General features: G+C 48.9%; 16 protein-coding genes and 1 pseudogene. 10 read left to right on the top strand and 7 right to left on the bottom strand.

The window, feature by feature from the left end; all coding sequences use genetic code 11:
* Positions 1-9: 9 nt before the first annotated feature.
* Together AACR41_RS08180 and ntcA are read right to left on the bottom strand one after the other, a co-directional pair.
* Positions 10-1,380 (bottom strand): DUF3084 domain-containing protein, encoded by a 1,371-nt coding sequence (locus AACR41_RS08180; protein WP_012307286.1) that lies wholly within the window; start codon positions 1,378-1,380, stop codon positions 10-12.
* A 52-nt stretch (positions 1,381-1,432) separates the two neighbouring features.
* Positions 1,433-2,160, bottom strand: a pseudogene (gene ntcA, locus AACR41_RS08175) (global nitrogen regulator NtcA).
* A gap of 283 nt (positions 2,161-2,443) precedes the next feature.
* Here ntcA and fabI point away from each other — a divergent pair.
* From fabI to AACR41_RS08160, 3 genes are all read left to right on the top strand, one after another.
* Positions 2,444-3,220, top strand: coding sequence for an enoyl-ACP reductase FabI (gene fabI / locus AACR41_RS08170; RefSeq protein ID WP_012307288.1), 777 nt, complete (start codon positions 2,444-2,446; stop codon positions 3,218-3,220).
* Between the two features lie 76 nt (positions 3,221-3,296).
* The gene (rsmH, locus tag AACR41_RS08165; protein ID WP_030006947.1) at positions 3,297-4,169 is read left to right on the top strand and encodes a 16S rRNA (cytosine(1402)-N(4))-methyltransferase RsmH; all 873 of its coding nucleotides are present in this window, start codon (positions 3,297-3,299) and stop codon (positions 4,167-4,169) included.
* Positions 4,170-4,243: 74 nt separating this feature from the next.
* A complete protein-coding gene (locus tag AACR41_RS08160) occupies positions 4,244-4,825 on the top strand; it encodes a Uma2 family endonuclease (RefSeq protein ID WP_030006946.1) in 582 nt (193 codons plus the stop codon).
* Here the strand turns inward: AACR41_RS08160 and AACR41_RS08155 are convergent, their stop codons facing one another.
* Positions 4,826-5,419 (bottom strand): Uma2 family endonuclease, encoded by a 594-nt coding sequence (locus tag AACR41_RS08155; protein ID WP_030006945.1) that lies wholly within the window; start codon positions 5,417-5,419, stop codon positions 4,826-4,828.
* A 131-nt stretch (positions 5,420-5,550) separates the two neighbouring features.
* On the opposite strand from AACR41_RS08155, the gene AACR41_RS08150 reads away from it, so the two are divergent.
* The 6 genes from AACR41_RS08150 to AACR41_RS08125 all read left to right on the top strand — a co-directional run bounded on the left by AACR41_RS08150 (position 5,551) and on the right by AACR41_RS08125 (position 12,794).
* Entirely contained in the window at positions 5,551-6,675 is a 1,125-nt protein-coding gene (locus AACR41_RS08150) for a THUMP domain-containing class I SAM-dependent RNA methyltransferase (protein ID WP_030006944.1), read from the top strand.
* Positions 6,676-6,740: 65 nt separating this feature from the next.
* Positions 6,741-8,192, top strand: a complete 1,452-nt coding sequence (locus AACR41_RS08145; RefSeq protein ID WP_030006943.1) for a serine/threonine-protein kinase — start codon at positions 6,741-6,743, stop codon at positions 8,190-8,192.
* A gap of 121 nt (positions 8,193-8,313) precedes the next feature.
* Positions 8,314-10,920: a bifunctional aconitate hydratase 2/2-methylisocitrate dehydratase gene (acnB, locus tag AACR41_RS08140; protein WP_030006942.1), complete on the top strand. Its 2,607-nt coding sequence runs from the start codon at positions 8,314-8,316 to the stop codon at positions 10,918-10,920.
* A gap of 210 nt (positions 10,921-11,130) precedes the next feature.
* Positions 11,131-12,102 carry a cold-shock protein gene (locus AACR41_RS08135; RefSeq protein ID WP_030006941.1) on the top strand — a complete coding sequence of 324 codons (972 nt, stop codon included), beginning with the start codon at positions 11,131-11,133 and terminating at the stop codon, positions 12,100-12,102.
* 30 nt (positions 12,103-12,132) lie between these two features.
* The gene (locus AACR41_RS08130; protein ID WP_030006940.1) at positions 12,133-12,375 is read left to right on the top strand and encodes a hypothetical protein; all 243 of its coding nucleotides are present in this window, start codon (positions 12,133-12,135) and stop codon (positions 12,373-12,375) included.
* Positions 12,376-12,377: 2 nt separating this feature from the next.
* Positions 12,378-12,794 (top strand): type II toxin-antitoxin system VapC family toxin, encoded by a 417-nt coding sequence (locus tag AACR41_RS08125; RefSeq protein ID WP_030006939.1) that lies wholly within the window; start codon positions 12,378-12,380, stop codon positions 12,792-12,794.
* 207 nt (positions 12,795-13,001) lie between these two features.
* Here AACR41_RS08125 and AACR41_RS08120 read toward each other — a convergent pair whose 3' ends face one another.
* From AACR41_RS08120 to upp, 3 genes are all read right to left on the bottom strand, one after another.
* The gene (locus tag AACR41_RS08120) at positions 13,002-13,268 is read right to left on the bottom strand and encodes a YggT family protein (RefSeq protein ID WP_012307299.1); all 267 of its coding nucleotides are present in this window, start codon (positions 13,266-13,268) and stop codon (positions 13,002-13,004) included.
* 92 nt (positions 13,269-13,360) lie between these two features.
* On the bottom strand, positions 13,361-13,663 hold the full coding sequence (locus AACR41_RS08115) for a hypothetical protein (RefSeq protein WP_012307300.1): 303 nt from the start codon (positions 13,661-13,663) through the stop codon (positions 13,361-13,363).
* Between the two features lie 156 nt (positions 13,664-13,819).
* Positions 13,820-14,476, bottom strand: a complete 657-nt coding sequence (gene upp, locus AACR41_RS08110) for a uracil phosphoribosyltransferase (RefSeq protein ID WP_030006938.1) — start codon at positions 14,474-14,476, stop codon at positions 13,820-13,822.
* Positions 14,477-14,538: 62 nt separating this feature from the next.
* Here upp and AACR41_RS08105 point away from each other — a divergent pair, with 62 nt between their 5' ends.
* Positions 14,539-14,997, top strand: a complete 459-nt coding sequence (locus AACR41_RS08105; RefSeq protein WP_030006937.1) for a molybdenum cofactor biosynthesis protein MoaE — start codon at positions 14,539-14,541, stop codon at positions 14,995-14,997.
* 30 nt (positions 14,998-15,027) lie between these two features.
* Here AACR41_RS08105 and AACR41_RS08100 read toward each other — a convergent pair.
* A partial coding sequence (locus tag AACR41_RS08100; protein WP_030006936.1) for a WG repeat-containing protein occupies positions 15,028-16,097 on the bottom strand: 1,070 nt, incomplete at its 5' end.

The raw sequence follows: 16,097 nt of genomic DNA, 5'->3' as shown, positions 1-16,097 counted from the left end.
CTTCTTATCCTATTGTCTGATGACGATTCTACCGTTACTGAGGCCCACTAATTCTAAGCGGAGGGGGCCAGCCGTAAAACCATTTTCGATGGCGATCGCCCGAATTTCTGTCACGGGTTCTGGTGAGTTGTTGAGGGCTTCGACAAAATTGATAATGTGACCGACATTGCCATCTTTAACTTGAATATCTCCGAGAACCCCGGCTCGCCGCGCTCTAAATTGCGCTGCCCCCAACAGAAAATCCACTGGACGCCGGGCCGCAGTAGGATTTTGTACACTCAGCTCCTCTAGGGACAAAGTGGCAATCACTTCCCCGGCGCGAAAAACCTGCTCATTTAAAGTCACATCCGCAAACACTTGGACGGAACCTTCCCCCTGGAGGTAGTTCCCCGCCGCCAGGAGGCGCACCACGTAGTCCCGACCATCGGCAATTTGCCCTAGGAGTTGTTGCACTTGGGCATTGGTAATTTGCACCACCCGCGCCTCAAAGTCAGGATTAACGCCTCCGGTGGCAATGATCGCGTTGCGATTCGCTTCCCGGAGCAGCTGATCAACGGCTTGGCTGGCTGCTTTGGGATCAATAATCCGCACCACCCCAAAGGCTAAAACTTGCCCTGTCGTAAGGGCGACATTCCCACTCCGGAAATTGATGTAGTTGGCTTCGAGGATATCAATTTGCTGTTCTAGGGAGCCAATCTGATTTTCTAGGCCCGTGAGCACTTGATCCTTTTGGGCGATCGCCTGGTCGAGTTGGGCAATGCGACCATCGCGCTGGTTGATCTCGGCTTGGAGCTCACTTTGTTGGGCTTCTAGGGCTTCAATCTGCTGGGAGCGTTCCTCAATAATGGTGTTTTGTTGGTTGAGCTGGGCGCGGAGAGTTTCACTTTGGGCCTGGAGGCGATCGCGCTGTTGCCGCAAGGTCGTTTGCTCTGTGGTGAGCGCATTAATATCAGCCTGAAGTTCGCTGGCCTGTTCCCGAAAACCCGCTAGTTGAGTTTGGGCCGTTTCAAATTTTGCTTCAATTTCCTGCAAATCTTGTTCTGCTTCTAGGCGATCGTCCCTCGCGGCCTGCAACTCTTTTTCAATCTTTTCCTTTTCCGCCGTCACATCCATCAACTCTTGCCGCCGCTGGGCGAGGATTTCGTCCAACTGAAAAACCCCCTGGCGCAAGGACTTGCTCAAGCCAAACAATAACCCCAAGGTGCTGGCGGCGATCACTGTTCCCGTCATTACCGTGACGACCACCGCCGTCTGTTTTGGCCGCAGATTAAATAATGTAAGCCGCGCTTTGCCAACCTTACTACCAAGGCGATCGCCCAGTGCCGCCAGGATGCCCCCCAAGATTAAAACTGAAAAGATTAGTACAAAAGCACTGGTCATTTAACAAAAAGGTGACATCCAAACACACAAGTATGACTTCTCTACTTTAGCGTTAAGCGAACTGTTGACTCAGGTTTACGGGGTCATGGACGGTAATTTTTTCTTATAAATCGAAATCATGTCCTGTTCCCGGAGTTCTCCCAGGAGGCGCGTTACTGTCACCCGTGTCGAACCAATTGCTTCGGCGATCGCCTGGTGGGACAGTTTGAGATCAATGCGAATCCCCTCATCGGTCGGCACCCCAAAATCTCGACAGAGAATTAACAAGAAACTCACCAGACGTGAGCCCATATCCCGGTGGGCCAGGGTTTCAATCATCATCTCCGTTTGTAAAATCCGTGACGACAGCCCCTTTAGCATTAACATCGCCAATTCTGGGTGCTCATTAAGCGCCTTTTGCACCTGCTCAATGGGAGCCGATAGCAGTTCCACAGGAGTAAAAGCCACCGCATGGTAAAAGCGATCCGACTTTTGTCCCGTGAGTAGCGATAAAACCCCAAAGACACTATTCTCCCGGAGCAGGGCCACCGTAATTTCTTCCCCCGCTTCATAGACCCGAGACAGACGGACAGCCCCTTTCAGAAGAAAATAAACCCGTTCCGCTGGGTCCCCCGGAAAAAAGATCGTCTTGCCCCGGTCATAGTTCTCCACAACAGGTGGGAAGGGGCCACTGTGAAACTGACGAAACGCTGTCGCAAGGTCTGTAATTTGAGTCGCAGGTAGTTCAGGCACTGGATTGGCAGAAGAGAAAGGAGGTTGGTTGAAATCAGGGTTGTACATCATAGATTCTGTTGGGCAACAGTTCCCCACCGTGATGGGTGAAATATCAGCGCTCAGTGTGCAGAGACCATGAGCATTCCCCTTAAACTAAATCTTACTCTGGTATAGTATTTTGTACTTTTTGCTTCAAAATAATTATGGATTTCTGGGTTAGTTCCCAGGCATTTTGCAGAATTTTCCCTGATTTGCCCTAAAGTAGCCGTTTGCATCGAAGTCACCAGAGCGCGAAGATAATATACGCTGGCTTCTTGGCTTTAATTTTTTATACTTTTTGAGAACCCATATGCTTGATTTAACCGGAAAAAATGCCCTAGTCACTGGGATTGCAAATAATAAGTCCATTGCCTGGGGGATCGCCCAACAATTACATGCCGCCGGGGCGAATATTGGGGTTACCTATCTCCCCGATGATAAGGGACGGTTTGAGAAAAAAGTAGGTGAGCTTGTGGCGCCCCTCAACCCTTCTCTTTTCCTCCCCTGTAATGTGCAAGATGACGCCCAGGTGGATCAAGTGTTTGAGTCTGTCAAAAAAGAGTGGGGCAAGTTAGATATTTTGATCCATTGCCTTGCCTTTGCGAACCGCGAAGATTTGACGGGTGATTTTAGTGATACTTCACGGGATGGGTTTAATACGGCCCTCGACATTAGTGCCTATTCTTTAACGCGTCTGGCCCGGGGGGCGAAAACCGTGATGACCGAAGGGGGCGCCATTGTGACCCTGACTTATTTGGGTGGAGTGAAAGTCATCCCCAATTACAATGTGATGGGTGTGGCAAAATCAGCCCTTGAAATGAGTGTGCGTTATCTAGCGGCAGACCTCGGCCCCAGTAATATTCGTGTGAATGCCATTTCGGCTGGCCCGATCCGGACTTTGGCGTCCTCGGCGGTGGGTGGCATTCTCGATATGATTCACCATGTGGAAGCAACGGCTCCTCTGCGTCGGACTGTAACCCAAAAGGAAGTGGGTAATGCGGCGGCGTTCCTCTGTAGTGATCTTTCGAGTGGGGTCACGGGTCAAGTGCTCTATGTGGATTCTGGCTACGAAATTATGGGGATGTAATGTCCTGGTTTAGTGGCGATCGCCCTTGGGTTCCCCCTCAGTGATAGGGGGATTTTGTTTTTTATTGGATGGATTCATGGCGGCAGAGTTTAAGCATATTTCGGTGTTGCGAGAAGAGTTGGTAGCGGGCTTGGGAGTAAAACCAGGGGGTCATTACCTCGATGTAACTCTGGGGGGGGGTGGCCATACAGAATTGATTTTGCAGCAATATCCCGATGTGCGGGTGACGGGGGTAGACCGGGATAGCCAGGCGATCGCCGCGGCGTCAGAACGATTAAAATCCTTTGGCGATCGCTTCCGGGCGGTGCGGTCAAATTTTGGCGAGTTTAATCCCCAGGGAGAAAAATTTGATGGGATTATTGCCGATCTTGGGGTGAGTTCGGTGCAATTTGATCAAGGCGATCGCGGCTTTAGTTTTCGTTTTGATGCCCCCTTGGATATGCGCATGGATCAGCAACAGACATTAACAGCGGCGGATATTGTCAACACCTATGAGGAAAAGGCGTTGGCGAATTTATTCTATGAGTACGGTGATGAACGATTGTCACGACAAATTGCGAAAAAAATATTCATGAAACGCCCGATTCAGACAACTAAAGAACTAGAAGAAATTGTGTTTTATACCTATCATCCCAAGGCGAGAAAAGCGAAAATTCATCCGGCAACAAGGGTCTTTCAAGCATTACGTATTGCCGTCAATGGTGAACTCGATGCGCTGCAATATCTATTAGTCAATGCCCCCCAATGGCTTAAACCCCAAGGCCGATTAGGGATTATTAGTTTCCATAGTTTAGAAGATCGTCTCGTCAAAAATGCTTTTCGGCAGCGGGACATTTGGCGGGTTTTAACAAAAAAGCCGATGGTTGCCAGTGAAACGGAAATCAACCAAAATCCCCGGGCACGATCCGCAAAGTTACGCTTTGCCGAGTTGAAAGAAATAGCAGAATAGGCGATCGCCTTTTTCTGAAACAGACAAGCTAAGCTGGATGCAGACAAAATTTTCTGGCGATGGGGTCTAGCGTAATGAATTTCACCCTCAGTCTTCCCGATACATGCAGGCTCAGTGGCGAACAATTTTTTGAGTTGTGCCAAAACAATCCGGACTGCCGCTTTGAACTCAGTACCCAAGGAGAATTAATTATCATGCCACCGACGGGCGGAGAAACTGGACGACGCAATATTAAGCTATCTGCCCGCCTAGAAATATGGAGTACAACAAATCAACAAGGCGTTGCGTTTGATTCTTCCACTTGCTTTAAGTTGCCCAATGGTGCCCACCGTTCTCCAGATGCGGCCTGGGTAAGCCGTCACCGTTGGGATGCCCTCACCGCTACCGAAAAAGCGAAGTTTCCGCCCCTCTGTCCAGATTTTGTTGTGGAAATTCGTTCCCCTAGCGATCGCCTCCAAACCCTCCAGGAAAAGATGCAGGAATATCAAGACAATGGCGCAAAATTAGGCTGGCTGATTGATCCGACCACGGAGCGGGTAGAAATTTATCGAGAAAACCAAGCGCCAGAAATTTTAGAGCAACCAAATTGTCTTTCTGGAGAACAAGTTTTATTAGGCTTTGAACTCGATTTAAACCCCATTTGGCATCTGGATTAATTATTTTTGGGGATATTGGGCCGTAAAGGTCTGGATTGCTTCTAATCGCGACGGCATTAGCACACATTGCGCTAACAGTTCAAAGTCAAGATCTGGCAGCAATTTACTTTTGGATAAAGCTTGGTAGGTATTTTCTTCGAGGACATAGATTGAAAATTTTTCCGCTTGCCACAGCCAAACTTCCTGAATGCCGAGGCGTTGATATTTTTCGAGTTTCTGGGGACTACCGCTGGTGACATTGACTTCAATGGCGAGATCGGGATGCTCTTTTTGTTCACCGAGATAATAGGATTCGTCTGGTTCAAAGGAAACGGATTTTTCTCGCGAGACACGGGTGGCACTCCCGACAGGATAAAATTCAATGCCTTGATTGAACAAATATAGTTCTACGAGAAAGCCGATAATGGTTTTGATGGATTCGTGGTATTCCCCCAGGGTCATCAGTTCAATTACTCCGTCTAGGTAGGTGATCCGCAGGCTGGCAGCTTGACCGATCGCCGTTTGGATCGCTTGGAATTCTTCCCAACTGTAGCGGCCAGGGAGGGTTAAGTTTTGGGTTTCGGTGAGGACAGGTCGGCTCGTGGCAACGGTCATAAAATCGTCCCTCGTGCTGGGTGATGGTATGTTCTATCCTACCGAATTCGGATTAGGAAAAAGGCGATCGCCCCATCCCTTACACTGGGGGATAATCTTTCCGGCAAACAATTTCAGGCGATAAATATAGAATGCAAACCTATTTTGCAACGGTAGCCCAGGGCATTGAGGAGCTTGCGGCCCAGGAACTGACAAACCTCGGTGCCCAGGCGGTGAAAACAGAATATTGCGGGGTCTCTTTTCAAGGCGATCGCCAGTTACTGTACAAAGTCAATCTCTGGTCACGGTTGGCGTTTCGGGTGCTGGTACAGATTAAAAAAGTCAAAGCTTTTACAGCCAAGGAACTCTATCGGGGCGTGCAAAGCATTGACTGGTCTGAATACCTCGCGCCCAACCAAACCATTGCCGTCACCTGTACCGGTAAAAATAAAAATCTCAATCACAGCCATTTCACCGCCCTCCAAGTGAAAAACGCGATCATCGATCAACAGCGGGATCAATTTGGCGATCGCTCCAGTGTCAATGTCGAAGATCCTGACGTGCTGATTAATGCCCACATTCGCGATAACCGTTGTACTATCAGCCTCGATAGCTCCGGCCATAGTTTGCACCGTCGGGGTTATCGGCCCGCCATGGGGAAAGCACCCCTTAAGGAAAATTTTGCCGCTGGTCTCCTGGATCTCGCCGAATGGACGCCGGATCTGCCCCTCGTGGATCCTCTCTGCGGCTCCGGCACCTTTGTCATTGAAGCCGCCCTAAAAAGTTTGAATTTTGCCCCCGGCCTTTTCCAGGGGGATTTTGGCTTTCAGCATTGGCAAGATTTTGATGCCGAGCTTTGGCAAACCCTCCTCAACGAGGCCGAATATGCCACCAAAGACCAACTGCAACAGCCAATCATTGGCCAAGACCGCGATCAAGAAGTGATTCAACAAGCTTGGACGAATGCGGAAAATTGTGGCGTTGCCGACCATATCCAACTGGCTTGTCGGGAACTAGAACAAGTAGAAGCCCCTGCCGACCGTGGCGTGATTATCTGTAATCCGCCCTATGGCCATCGTCTCGGTGCCGATGAAGATCTAGGGCTGCTCTATAAACGCATTGGCGATATTTTCAAACAGCGGTTTAAGGGCTGGACGGGCTATATTCTTACGGGCAATGCAGAACTGGCGAAACGAGTCGGACTGCGGGCGTCGCGACGCTTTGTGGTCTATAACGGTGGCTTGGAATGTCGCCTGCTGAAATACGAACTCTACTAAAGGGTTCTCTGTTAGGATGGGGGGCAAATTGACGCTCTTTTTTCACCTCATTTTTAAACCTTGGCATGGAGATCCTCTGCACTCGTCCCGGATGTCACCATCCCCAAAATCATTTTAGTGATCTCGATGATCCAACCCACCTAAAAACAGCCCAGCAGAAATATTGCACCAGTTGCGGGATGCATTTAATTTTGGGTGGTCGCTACCTTCCCCAAAAACTTCTCGGTCAGGGGGGCTTTGGGACGGCTTTTTTGGCGCGCGATCGCTATACGCCGACCATGCGCCTGTGCGTGGTGAAACAGTTTCAGCCCATGGGGAATCTAGATGATCAGCAGTTGGCTATGGCCCAGGAATTGTTTGAGCGGGAGGCCCATGTTTTAGAACGAATCGGCAATCGCCATCCCCAGATCCCAGATTTGTTTGCGTTTTTCCCGTTGATCGTGCCCCAACCCCAGGGCCAGGGAACGGCCCAGTATTTTTATCTCGTGCAAGAGTACATCGAGGGGAAAGATCTAGAACAGGAATTAGCGGCACGGGGTAAGTTACCAAAGACGGAAGTTAAAGAAATTTTTGTGTCGATGTTAAAGGTTTTGGCCTTTGTCCATGACCAGGGCACGATCCACCGGGATATTAAACCGTCGAATATTATGCGCCATGTGGACGGAGAACTTTATCTGCTCGACTTCGGGGCAGTGAAGGAGGTCACGGCAGGGGCAGGGGCGGCCAGTGCGTCCCAACGTTCGACGGGGATTTATTCACCGGGCTATGCACCACCGGAACAGATGCGGGGGGCGCAGGTTTATCCAGCGACGGATCTCTATGCGTTGGCAGTGACCTGTATTGTGTTGCTCACGGGGGAAACGCCGGAAACATTGTTTGATGGGTATCAGAATAAATGGCAGTGGCGCAAATTTATCCAAAAAATTGAACCGCGCTTTGGGGCGCTTTTGGATTTGATGTTGGAACCCACCCCAGGCGATCGCCCAAAATCTGCCCAGGTCGCCCTCAAACTTTTAGACTTGCCTAACCAGCAACAAGGCTCCGCTCAACCCGCCACCGCCGCCACAAGGGTACAGCCTCCGGCCCCAGCAAAATCCCCTAAACAACAAAAACAGGCCCCCCTTGCGCCACCAAAAAAAACGCCACCTCCTGCGAAAACACCGACTGCGAGCCAAGCTGCCACTGGCTCTGTTGTGCCCCTCCTCATTGGGGTGGGGTTTACGGGCTTTGAGGGGGTGTTATTGATGCCCCTTGTGGGGACTTTCCTCGCGGGCAATGTGGGCATGGGCGTTTGGGGGGCGGCCATGGGGTTAATCATTTTGGCGATCGCCCAACGTATTCTCGAACTGAAGGAAATGGTGATCCTCGGTGCCATTACCCTGGGGGCGGCTTTTTTCCTGGTGCAAACTATGGAATTTACCACCCTGGCAATGATTGCTGTTTTAGTTGGGGCGGGCTTGGTGGCGGCGATCGCCTTGTTTACCCTGATTTACCGTTTGCTCCAAAAAATTCTTTAAACAGCCCAGCTTTGCCTTACTTCTATGGACAATCCAAGACTGAGATTGTTCACCCATAGCGCCATTACAGCGGGCATTACAATAGAGTATCTAAAACGTTAGATAACCGATAGATCTCCCTATGCTAGAAGCCTACCGCAAACACGCCGCCGAACGCGCCCAATTGGGAATTCCCCCTTTACCGCTAACCGCAGAACAAACCTCTAAACTCTGCGATCGCCTCAAAAATCCCCCCGAAGCAGAACAAGCAGAACTGCTGAGTTTATTGCGCGATCGCGTGCCTCCCGGTGTTGATGAAGCCGCCTATGTGAAAGCGGGTTTTTTAACCGGAATTGCCAAAAAAGAAATTACTTGTCCCCTGATCAGTCCCCAGGGTGCAGTGGAACTCCTGGGAACTATGGTGGGTGGCTATAACGTCCAATCCCTCGTCGAACTCCTCAAATCCCCCGACAGCAATATTGCCAGTGCCGCCGCCACTGCCCTGAGTAAAACCCTGTTGGTTTTCGATGCCTTTAACGATGTCCTCGAACTGTCCGAAAGCAACACTTACGCTAAACAAGTGATCGATGCCTGGGCAGAAGCCGCTTGGTTTATTGGTAAGCCCAAAGTTCCCGAGGCGATCGCCGTTACTGTCTTTAAGGTTCCCGGCGAAACCAACACCGATGACCTTTCTCCCGCGCCCCACGCCACGACCCGCCCCGACATTCCCCTCCATGCCCTCGCAATGTTGGAATCAAAAATGCCAGAGGGGCTAGAAACCATCGCTGAACTAAAGCAAAAAGGTCATCCCGTTGCCTATGTCGGTGATGTGGTCGGTACCGGTTCCTCTCGGAAATCAGCGATCAACTCTGTACTATGGCACCTCGGCCACGACATTCCCTTTGTCCCCAACAAAAAAGCAGGCGGTTATATTCTCGGTGGTAAAATTGCCCCGATTTTCTTCAATACCGCTGAAGACTCCGGCGCACTGCCCATTGAATGTGATGTCAGCAAGCTTAATACGGGTGATGTGATCACCATCCATCCCTACGCAGGCAAAATTACCAACGAAGCGGGTGAAACAATCTCGACCTTTGAACTGAAGCCTGAAACGATCCTCGATGAAGTTCGCGCAGGCGGTCGAATTCCTTTGCTGATTGGTCGGGCACTCACCGACAAAACCCGTGAAGCCCTCGGACTAGAACCGACGACGGTGTTTGTGCGTCCCTCCCTGCCCGAAGATACCCACAAAGGGTTTACCTTGGCACAAAAAATGGTGGGTAAAGCGTGCGGTTTAGAAGGGGTTCGTCCTGGGACATCCTGCGAGCCGATCATGACCACCGTGGGTTCCCAAGACACCACTGGCCCGATGACTCGCGATGAGCTAAAAGAGCTGGCTTGTCTCGGTTTCAATGCGGACTTGACCCTACAAACTTTCTGTCACACTGCCGCCTATCCGAAGCCAGTTGATGTCGTTACCCACAAGCAACTGCCCGACTTCTTTGCGACCCGTGGCGGTGTTGCCCTCAAACCCGGTGATGGCATTATCCACTCTTGGTTGAACCGGATGTTATTACCCGATACCGTGGGGACTGGTGGTGACTCCCATACCCGTTTTCCCTTGGGGATTTCTTTCCCGGCGGGTTCTGGTTTGGTGGCTTTTGCAGCGGCCCTCGGTGTCATGCCCCTTGATATGCCGGAATCTGTCCTCGTGAAATTTACGGGCGAATTGCAACCCGGTGTCACCCTCCGCGATATCGTGAATGCGATTCCCTGGGTGGCGATGCAACAGGGCAAACTGACCGTCGGCAAAGAGAACAAGATCAATGTTTTTAACGGTCGGATCATGGAAATGGAAGGTCTGCCGGATCTCAAGGTAGAGCAAGCCTTTGAATTGACCGATGCAACTGCCGAGCGTTCCTGTTCTGGTTCGACGATTAAACTCAGTGAAGAAACCGTGGCGGAATATCTGCGTTCTAATGTCGTGCTGATGAAGAATATGATTGCCCGTGGTTATTCCGATGCCCGGACTCTGCTGCGCCGCATTGCGAAGATGGAAGAATGGCTGGCGAATCCTTCTCTCATGTCAGCGGATCCTGATGCGGAATATGCGGATGTGATCGAAGTGAACCTAAGCGAGATCAAAGAACCCATTGTTGCGGCTCCGAACGATCCTGATAACGTCAAACTGATGTCTGAATGTGCCGGAGACAAGGTTGATGAGGTCTTTATTGGTTCCTGTATGACGAATATTGGTCACTACCGCGCAGCGGCGAAAATCCTGGAAGGGGCGGGTGTTGTCAAAGGTCGTCTCTGGATTTGTCCACCCACGCGCATGGATGAAAAGCAACTCCGGGATGAAGGGGTTTACGGTGTCTTTGCGGCGGCAGGGGCGCGGACGGAAATGCCCGGTTGTTCTCTCTGTATGGGAAACCAAGCCCGTGTGGAAGATAACGCAACAGTCTTCTCCACCTCCACCCGTAACTTCAATAACCGGATGGGTAAAGGCGCTCAAGTGTACCTTGGTTCGGCGGAGTTGGCAGCGGTTTGTGCGCTCCTCGGCAAGATTCCCACGGTGGAAGAATATCAGGCGATCGTTTCTGAAAAGATCGATCCGTTTAAGGGTGATCTGTATCGTTACCTCAACTTCAATGAGATTGATGGCTTTGAGGATGAGGGTCGCGTGATTGCCCTTGAGGATATGCCGAAGATCGAAGACCTCCTCGGTATGCCAGTAGGGGCGAAATAGACGAATCTAATTTTATAATTGAGGTGAGCCATTTTTGACTCACCTTCCTGTTTATAGGCAAAAAACATTTCAAAAAGGCGATCGCTTCGTTAGAAGCTAGAATTCAAGAGTATCAAGCTAAAATTAATGCAGAATTAAAGAAAGATCTTCCAGATCAAGGATTAATCAAGGTTGATTAATCAAAATAATATCTTTTAAGAGATTCAAAATATGAAAGTAAATTTTGGCAAAGTTCAAAGATATGATTCATCAAAAGGCTTTGGATTTGTCACCCAAGAACTCACCTCTCACAAAGCCGAAAAAGAAATCTTTTTTCACATCTCAACTATCAAGGCATATAGTCTTGATCTTGCAAAACAGTTTGACAAGGAAAATTATTACAACCAGGAGATGTGGTATGTATTTGAGAAGAATAAAAAGGGCCTAAATGTAATGCAGATATGGCTCTTTTTCGAAGATATACCAAGAGATTTACAACAGAGTTTTGAACATTTAGTTGGCAATATACTTAAAGACACAAAAACTACACAATATCAAAAGCAAAAAATCAAAAATATTACTCAGATATTTCTGAATGAACAAGAGATTCAAAAGTTATTTGGTGTAGAAAATAATAGTCAAGAAAAAGACGGCAATATATTCATCGAAAAAGATGAGTGCACTCGAGCAAGGAAGAAAAGAGAAGCAAATCGAGTATTTATCAATACTTTTGGTTTGCCAGATGATTTGTACAATAAGATTTTCAAAGTTGAACGAAAGTGGAGAATAAATTCATTATCTCACATACCAGGAGGCAGTGATATTGTTGTTGAATATAATGATGGGAAGGTATTGCTCTATGATTGGGTTAAAAAACCTGACTCTTATATTTATAGCTTTTTCTCCAAGGAATTTGAAGCAATTGAGAACTGCTCAAATGAAGAGCAAATTGAGGTTGTACGAGATAGAATTTTAAGGGTTTTTGCAAAAATTTATAAAGACGAAAATGAACGTGAATACATGTTATTTGAAGAGGTTTGGAACTCTGAAAATACAGATGTCACACCATGGAGTGCGCTACGTGACTTTAATGAGATCAAAAGAAATGAATGGTTGGAGCATGAGAAAGAAGTCATGGGATATTATGCTGCGAATACAGGAGAATCTTATGAACAATACCTCGATTCCCATGGTTACGAATAAACACTCACTGTTGTTTCCCTCAAGAAACTAATGAATAAAATTACATTGGAAGTACCTGAAGAAATGATGCAGAGATTAAAATCTCAAAATCAGCCTTTGCAAAGTCTTCTTTTACAAGCTCTAAACGAATATTTAGAACAAAGGTCTCCTACAAAAACAAAGACATGGGAGCTATGCGGTGCTTTTGAAGTCGTGAACCTAGATCCTTCAGAATTAATTAGTGAAATAGGTTTGACAAATTATGCAGAAAATCTGGATCAAGACTTATATTAAAAATGTCCAAACCAAACATCTTTGTTGATACTTCTGCATTGATTGCCTTCTTTATCAAGACAGAAACCCATAACCAAACCGCAAGAAAATATGTAGAGAGTTACCCAGAAAAGGAGTGGGTGATTTTAGAAACAGTCTTTGATGAAACCGTGACATGGTTCCGTACACGAGTTTCTAGCAAGGCTTCAGTGCAACTTGGTGAACTTCTACGAACAGAACATCAATATTGTCATTTATCTGACAGTGATGATGATGCTATTTGGGAAACTTTCAGAAAATATGACGATAAGAAATGGAGCTACACAGACTGTTCATTGTTAGTTATGTCTCAGCGGCTTCAAATACCAGAGATTTTTGCCTTCTTTGAAGAGCATATTCGACAGATGGCAGGTTTGGGCGTCATTTGCGTCCCTCAGTAAGATTTCGACAGTGGAAAAATATCAGGCGATCACCAAAGGAATTTTTTATATTTTCTTAAGATTTAGCTGGGTCTCTTGTGGAAAACTTTCGGATTTTTGTGGAAAAAGAACTGTTTTTGTGGAAAAAACTTGAAAAAATTCGCCAGAGCAGATCCCCCCAACTGGAGAAAATCACAATGGGGGCGATCGCCAAAAATTTTAAAACCTTTAGAATAAAGCGCCACCGCCCAGGACGCCACCAACCGCCTGGAGTAAGAAAATTGCCACAATAGGAGATAGATCCAAGCCTCCCAGGGGCGGAATAAACGAGCGGAACAGGTTAAGGTAGGGGTCGGTCACAGGGCTCAGAAAACCCATCACTTGCATTGCCCAATCTGCGGTCTGAAACCAACTGAGAAGAATGCGGACAATAAGAAGCAGAAGATAAATCTGGATAAAGTTTCCGAGGCTGACTCGTAATAGTTCGGCTGCCATATTCCTGTTACCGTGTAAAAAACTGAAGACCTGACAATGGGGTCTTTGTCGTTCATCTTAACCGATGTTGCAAAATTGCTTGGGTACGGATATCAAGAATTGGGGTTCAATGGCTCCTGACCATTATGGGGATGCAACACCGTCATTTGTTGGCGGACATCGTCAATGGCACCGTTCAATTGGGCAATTTTATTTTCAAGGCTGCGACGGGCCATTTCCATCCCTTCTTCGGTGTCAAAGCTGAGGGGTTCTTCTTCCTCTGACCATTCGGTCTGACGCGGGGCGCGATTGTCTTTGACTTTCGAAGCGGCGATCGCCCCGGCAATGCCCCCCACAACACCACCAAAAATAGTGCCTAACAGGAACCCTGTCCCAAATCCATCGCGTTGACTCATAGGAAACCAAAACCCTTGATTCTTCTCAGTGCTACCTTAAGCTTAACGGTTGGGGATCGCTCTTGACTAGGGTGCGTTTGCAAAGATTTTTGCCAGGGAATGACCCTTGCCAGGAGATTTGTTCGTTGTCCCTTGGCGAGTCAGCAGCATTAGGGTTTAGTGGGTACCAAAAGTGCGATCGCCGGCATCTCCGAGACCGGGCACGATAAAGCCTTGATCATTCAGTTCTTGGTCAATCATCGCCGTATAAATTTGTAGGGCGGGATAGTCTAGACTCAGTTTCTGAAGGGCTGGGGGAGCAGCAACTACGGAAACAATGCGCACATTCTCTATGGCAATGCCGCGTTTTGTCACTTCAGCCATGGCCGCCGTGATCGTCCCCCCCGTGGCTAACATCGGATCGAGGAGTAGCAGACGAGTTTCTGGGGCAAATTGCTCTGGCAAATTATTTAGATAGCAAGCCACTTCAAGGGTTGCTTCGTCTCGCTTGTAGCCGAGGTGATAGGTGGCCGCAATATTCGGGATCACCTCCTGGGCTCCTTCCATTAAACTAAGTCCGGCCCGCAGAATAGGAATTGCAATAATCGGTGTTTGGGGATGGATTAAGGTGGCTGGGGCCTGGGCGAGAGGGGTTTCAACGGCGGCATCGAGGGTGGGCAGCCAATAGCGACAGGCTTCGTAGGTGAGCCATTTCCCCAGTTCTTTCATGGCCGTTTTAAACAGGGGGGTGGGGGTATTGGTTTCCCTGGCGATCGCCAACCAATGCTTGAGGAGGGGATGATCAGGCACAAAAACCCGGAGTTGCGAAGCCATAGACGTTTTGCATCAAGAAAGAACCGTCCTTTAGACTAGCATAAGCTTTTAGATGAAACCCGATGCGCGTCCCCACCTATCCCCACGATCAGTTTGCGATCGCCTTTGCTCCCCTCTCCTTTGATACGGTGTATCGTCTCGCCGAAGACCCCGGTAGTGGGGCCGTGGTGGTGATGAGCGGTACCGTCCGGAATCGCAGCGATGGCAAAGCTGTTCATTATCTCGAATACCAAGCCTACGAGCCAATGGCGATCGCCGTTTTCCAACAAATTGCCCACGACATCCGCCAACAGTGGCCCGACACCAATCGAGTCGTGATTCACCACCGCATCGGCAAACTGGAAATCGGCGAAATTAGCGTCCTCGTCGCCGCTAGTTGTCCCCACCGGGCCGAAGCTTTTGCCGCCTGTCGCTATGGCATCGATACGATCAAGCACAATGCCCCCATCTGGAAAAAGGAATTTTTTACCGGAGGCACGAGTGAATGGGTGCAGGGTTGTCGCACCGCCGAGGGCTGTTAATCCTTCCTGACACCGTTATTGCGTGCGGGTTCATTCCAAATATACTTGTTCACCTTCCTTGTTGATATAGCCCCAGCGATCGCCGACCTGGACTTGCGCTAGCCCCTCTGAAAAATCCATTACACATTCACCTGTATACGAATACGAGGTTTCAATATCATCAAACTGAGGGTTGATCACCATCTTTCCTTCTTTGTCGATATAGCCCCAGCGATCGCCAACTCTGACAGCGGCCAGCCCCTCTATGAAAGCACAAACGTCATCAAACTGAGGATTAATCACCATCGTCCCTTCTCTATCGATATAGCCCCAGCGATCGCCGACCTGGACTTGCGCTAGCCCCTCTGAGAAAGGGTAAGCAGAATCAAACTGAGGATTGATCACCATCGTTCCTTCTTTGTTGATGTAGCCGAGGCGATCGCCGACCTGGACCTTGGCTCCCGCTAGCCCCTCTGAGAAAGAGCCAGCGTCATCAAACTGAGGATTAATCACCATTGTTCCCTCTTTATTGATATAACCCCAACGCTCACCGACCCGGACTGCCGCCAGCCCCTCTGAGAAAGAGCCAGCAGAATCAAACTGAGGATTGATCACCATCGTCCCCTCTTTATCGATATAGCCCATGCGATCGCCGACCTGGACCTTGACTCGCGCTAGCCCCTCTGAGAAAGGGTCAGCGTCATCAAACTGAGGATTGATCACCATCGTCCCCTCTTTATCGATATAGCCTATGCGATCGCCGAGCTGGACATTGACTCGCGCTAGCCCCTCTGAGAAAGAGTCAGCATAATCAAACTGAGGATTGATCACCATCGTTCCTTCTTTATCGATATAGCCATAGCGATCGCCGAGCTGGAAATTGACTGGCGCTAGCCCCTCCGAGAAAGGTGCAGCGTCACCAAACTGAGGGTTGATCACTATCGTTCCTTCCTTGTCGATGTAGCCCATGCGATCGCCGACAAAAACTGGCCAGAGGCCGACCGTTTCTGTCTGTTGATCTGCTTCTGTTTGCTCTGGGGTATTTTCAATAGGATCACCCGTTCCACTACTAAGCTGAGAACAGGCGATGGTTCCTGATTCAGCACCCATCATTAGTAAGG

This window comes from Picosynechococcus sp. NKBG042902 (assembly GCF_963864045.1).
Lineage (GTDB): Bacteria > Cyanobacteriota > Cyanobacteriia > Cyanobacteriales > MRBY01 > MRBY01.
The sequence above is the reverse complement of the archived record's forward strand: the minus strand, read 5'-3'. Positions and strand labels throughout refer to the sequence as shown.

What these genes read in the sequence shown, in the direction of transcription:
- AACR41_RS08125 (WP_030006939.1), top strand. Translation starts at nt 12,378, where the DNA reads ATGTCCAAACCAAACATCTTTGTTGATACTTCTGCATTGATTGCCTTC.
- AACR41_RS08145 (WP_030006943.1), top strand. Translation starts at nt 6,741, where the DNA reads ATGGAGATCCTCTGCACTCGTCCCGGATGTCACCATCCCCAAAATCAT.
- AACR41_RS08150 (WP_030006944.1), top strand. Translation starts at nt 5,551, where the DNA reads ATGCAAACCTATTTTGCAACGGTAGCCCAGGGCATTGAGGAGCTTGCG.
- upp (WP_030006938.1), bottom strand. Translation starts at nt 14,476, where the DNA reads ATGGCTTCGCAACTCCGGGTTTTTGTGCCTGATCATCCCCTCCTCAAG.
- AACR41_RS08120 (WP_012307299.1), bottom strand. Translation starts at nt 13,268, where the DNA reads ATGGCAGCCGAACTATTACGAGTCAGCCTCGGAAACTTTATCCAGATT.
- AACR41_RS08155 (WP_030006945.1), bottom strand. Translation starts at nt 5,419, where the DNA reads ATGACCGTTGCCACGAGCCGACCTGTCCTCACCGAAACCCAAAACTTA.
- AACR41_RS08180 (WP_012307286.1), bottom strand. Translation starts at nt 1,380, where the DNA reads ATGACCAGTGCTTTTGTACTAATCTTTTCAGTTTTAATCTTGGGGGGC.
- AACR41_RS08130 (WP_030006940.1), top strand. Translation starts at nt 12,133, where the DNA reads ATGAATAAAATTACATTGGAAGTACCTGAAGAAATGATGCAGAGATTA.
- fabI (WP_012307288.1), top strand. Translation starts at nt 2,444, where the DNA reads ATGCTTGATTTAACCGGAAAAAATGCCCTAGTCACTGGGATTGCAAAT.
- AACR41_RS08105 (WP_030006937.1), top strand. Translation starts at nt 14,539, where the DNA reads ATGCGCGTCCCCACCTATCCCCACGATCAGTTTGCGATCGCCTTTGCT.
- acnB (WP_030006942.1), top strand. Translation starts at nt 8,314, where the DNA reads ATGCTAGAAGCCTACCGCAAACACGCCGCCGAACGCGCCCAATTGGGA.
- rsmH (WP_030006947.1), top strand. Translation starts at nt 3,297, where the DNA reads ATGGCGGCAGAGTTTAAGCATATTTCGGTGTTGCGAGAAGAGTTGGTA.
- AACR41_RS08115 (WP_012307300.1), bottom strand. Translation starts at nt 13,663, where the DNA reads ATGAGTCAACGCGATGGATTTGGGACAGGGTTCCTGTTAGGCACTATT.
- AACR41_RS08160 (WP_030006946.1), top strand. Translation starts at nt 4,244, where the DNA reads ATGAATTTCACCCTCAGTCTTCCCGATACATGCAGGCTCAGTGGCGAA.
- AACR41_RS08135 (WP_030006941.1), top strand. Translation starts at nt 11,131, where the DNA reads ATGAAAGTAAATTTTGGCAAAGTTCAAAGATATGATTCATCAAAAGGC.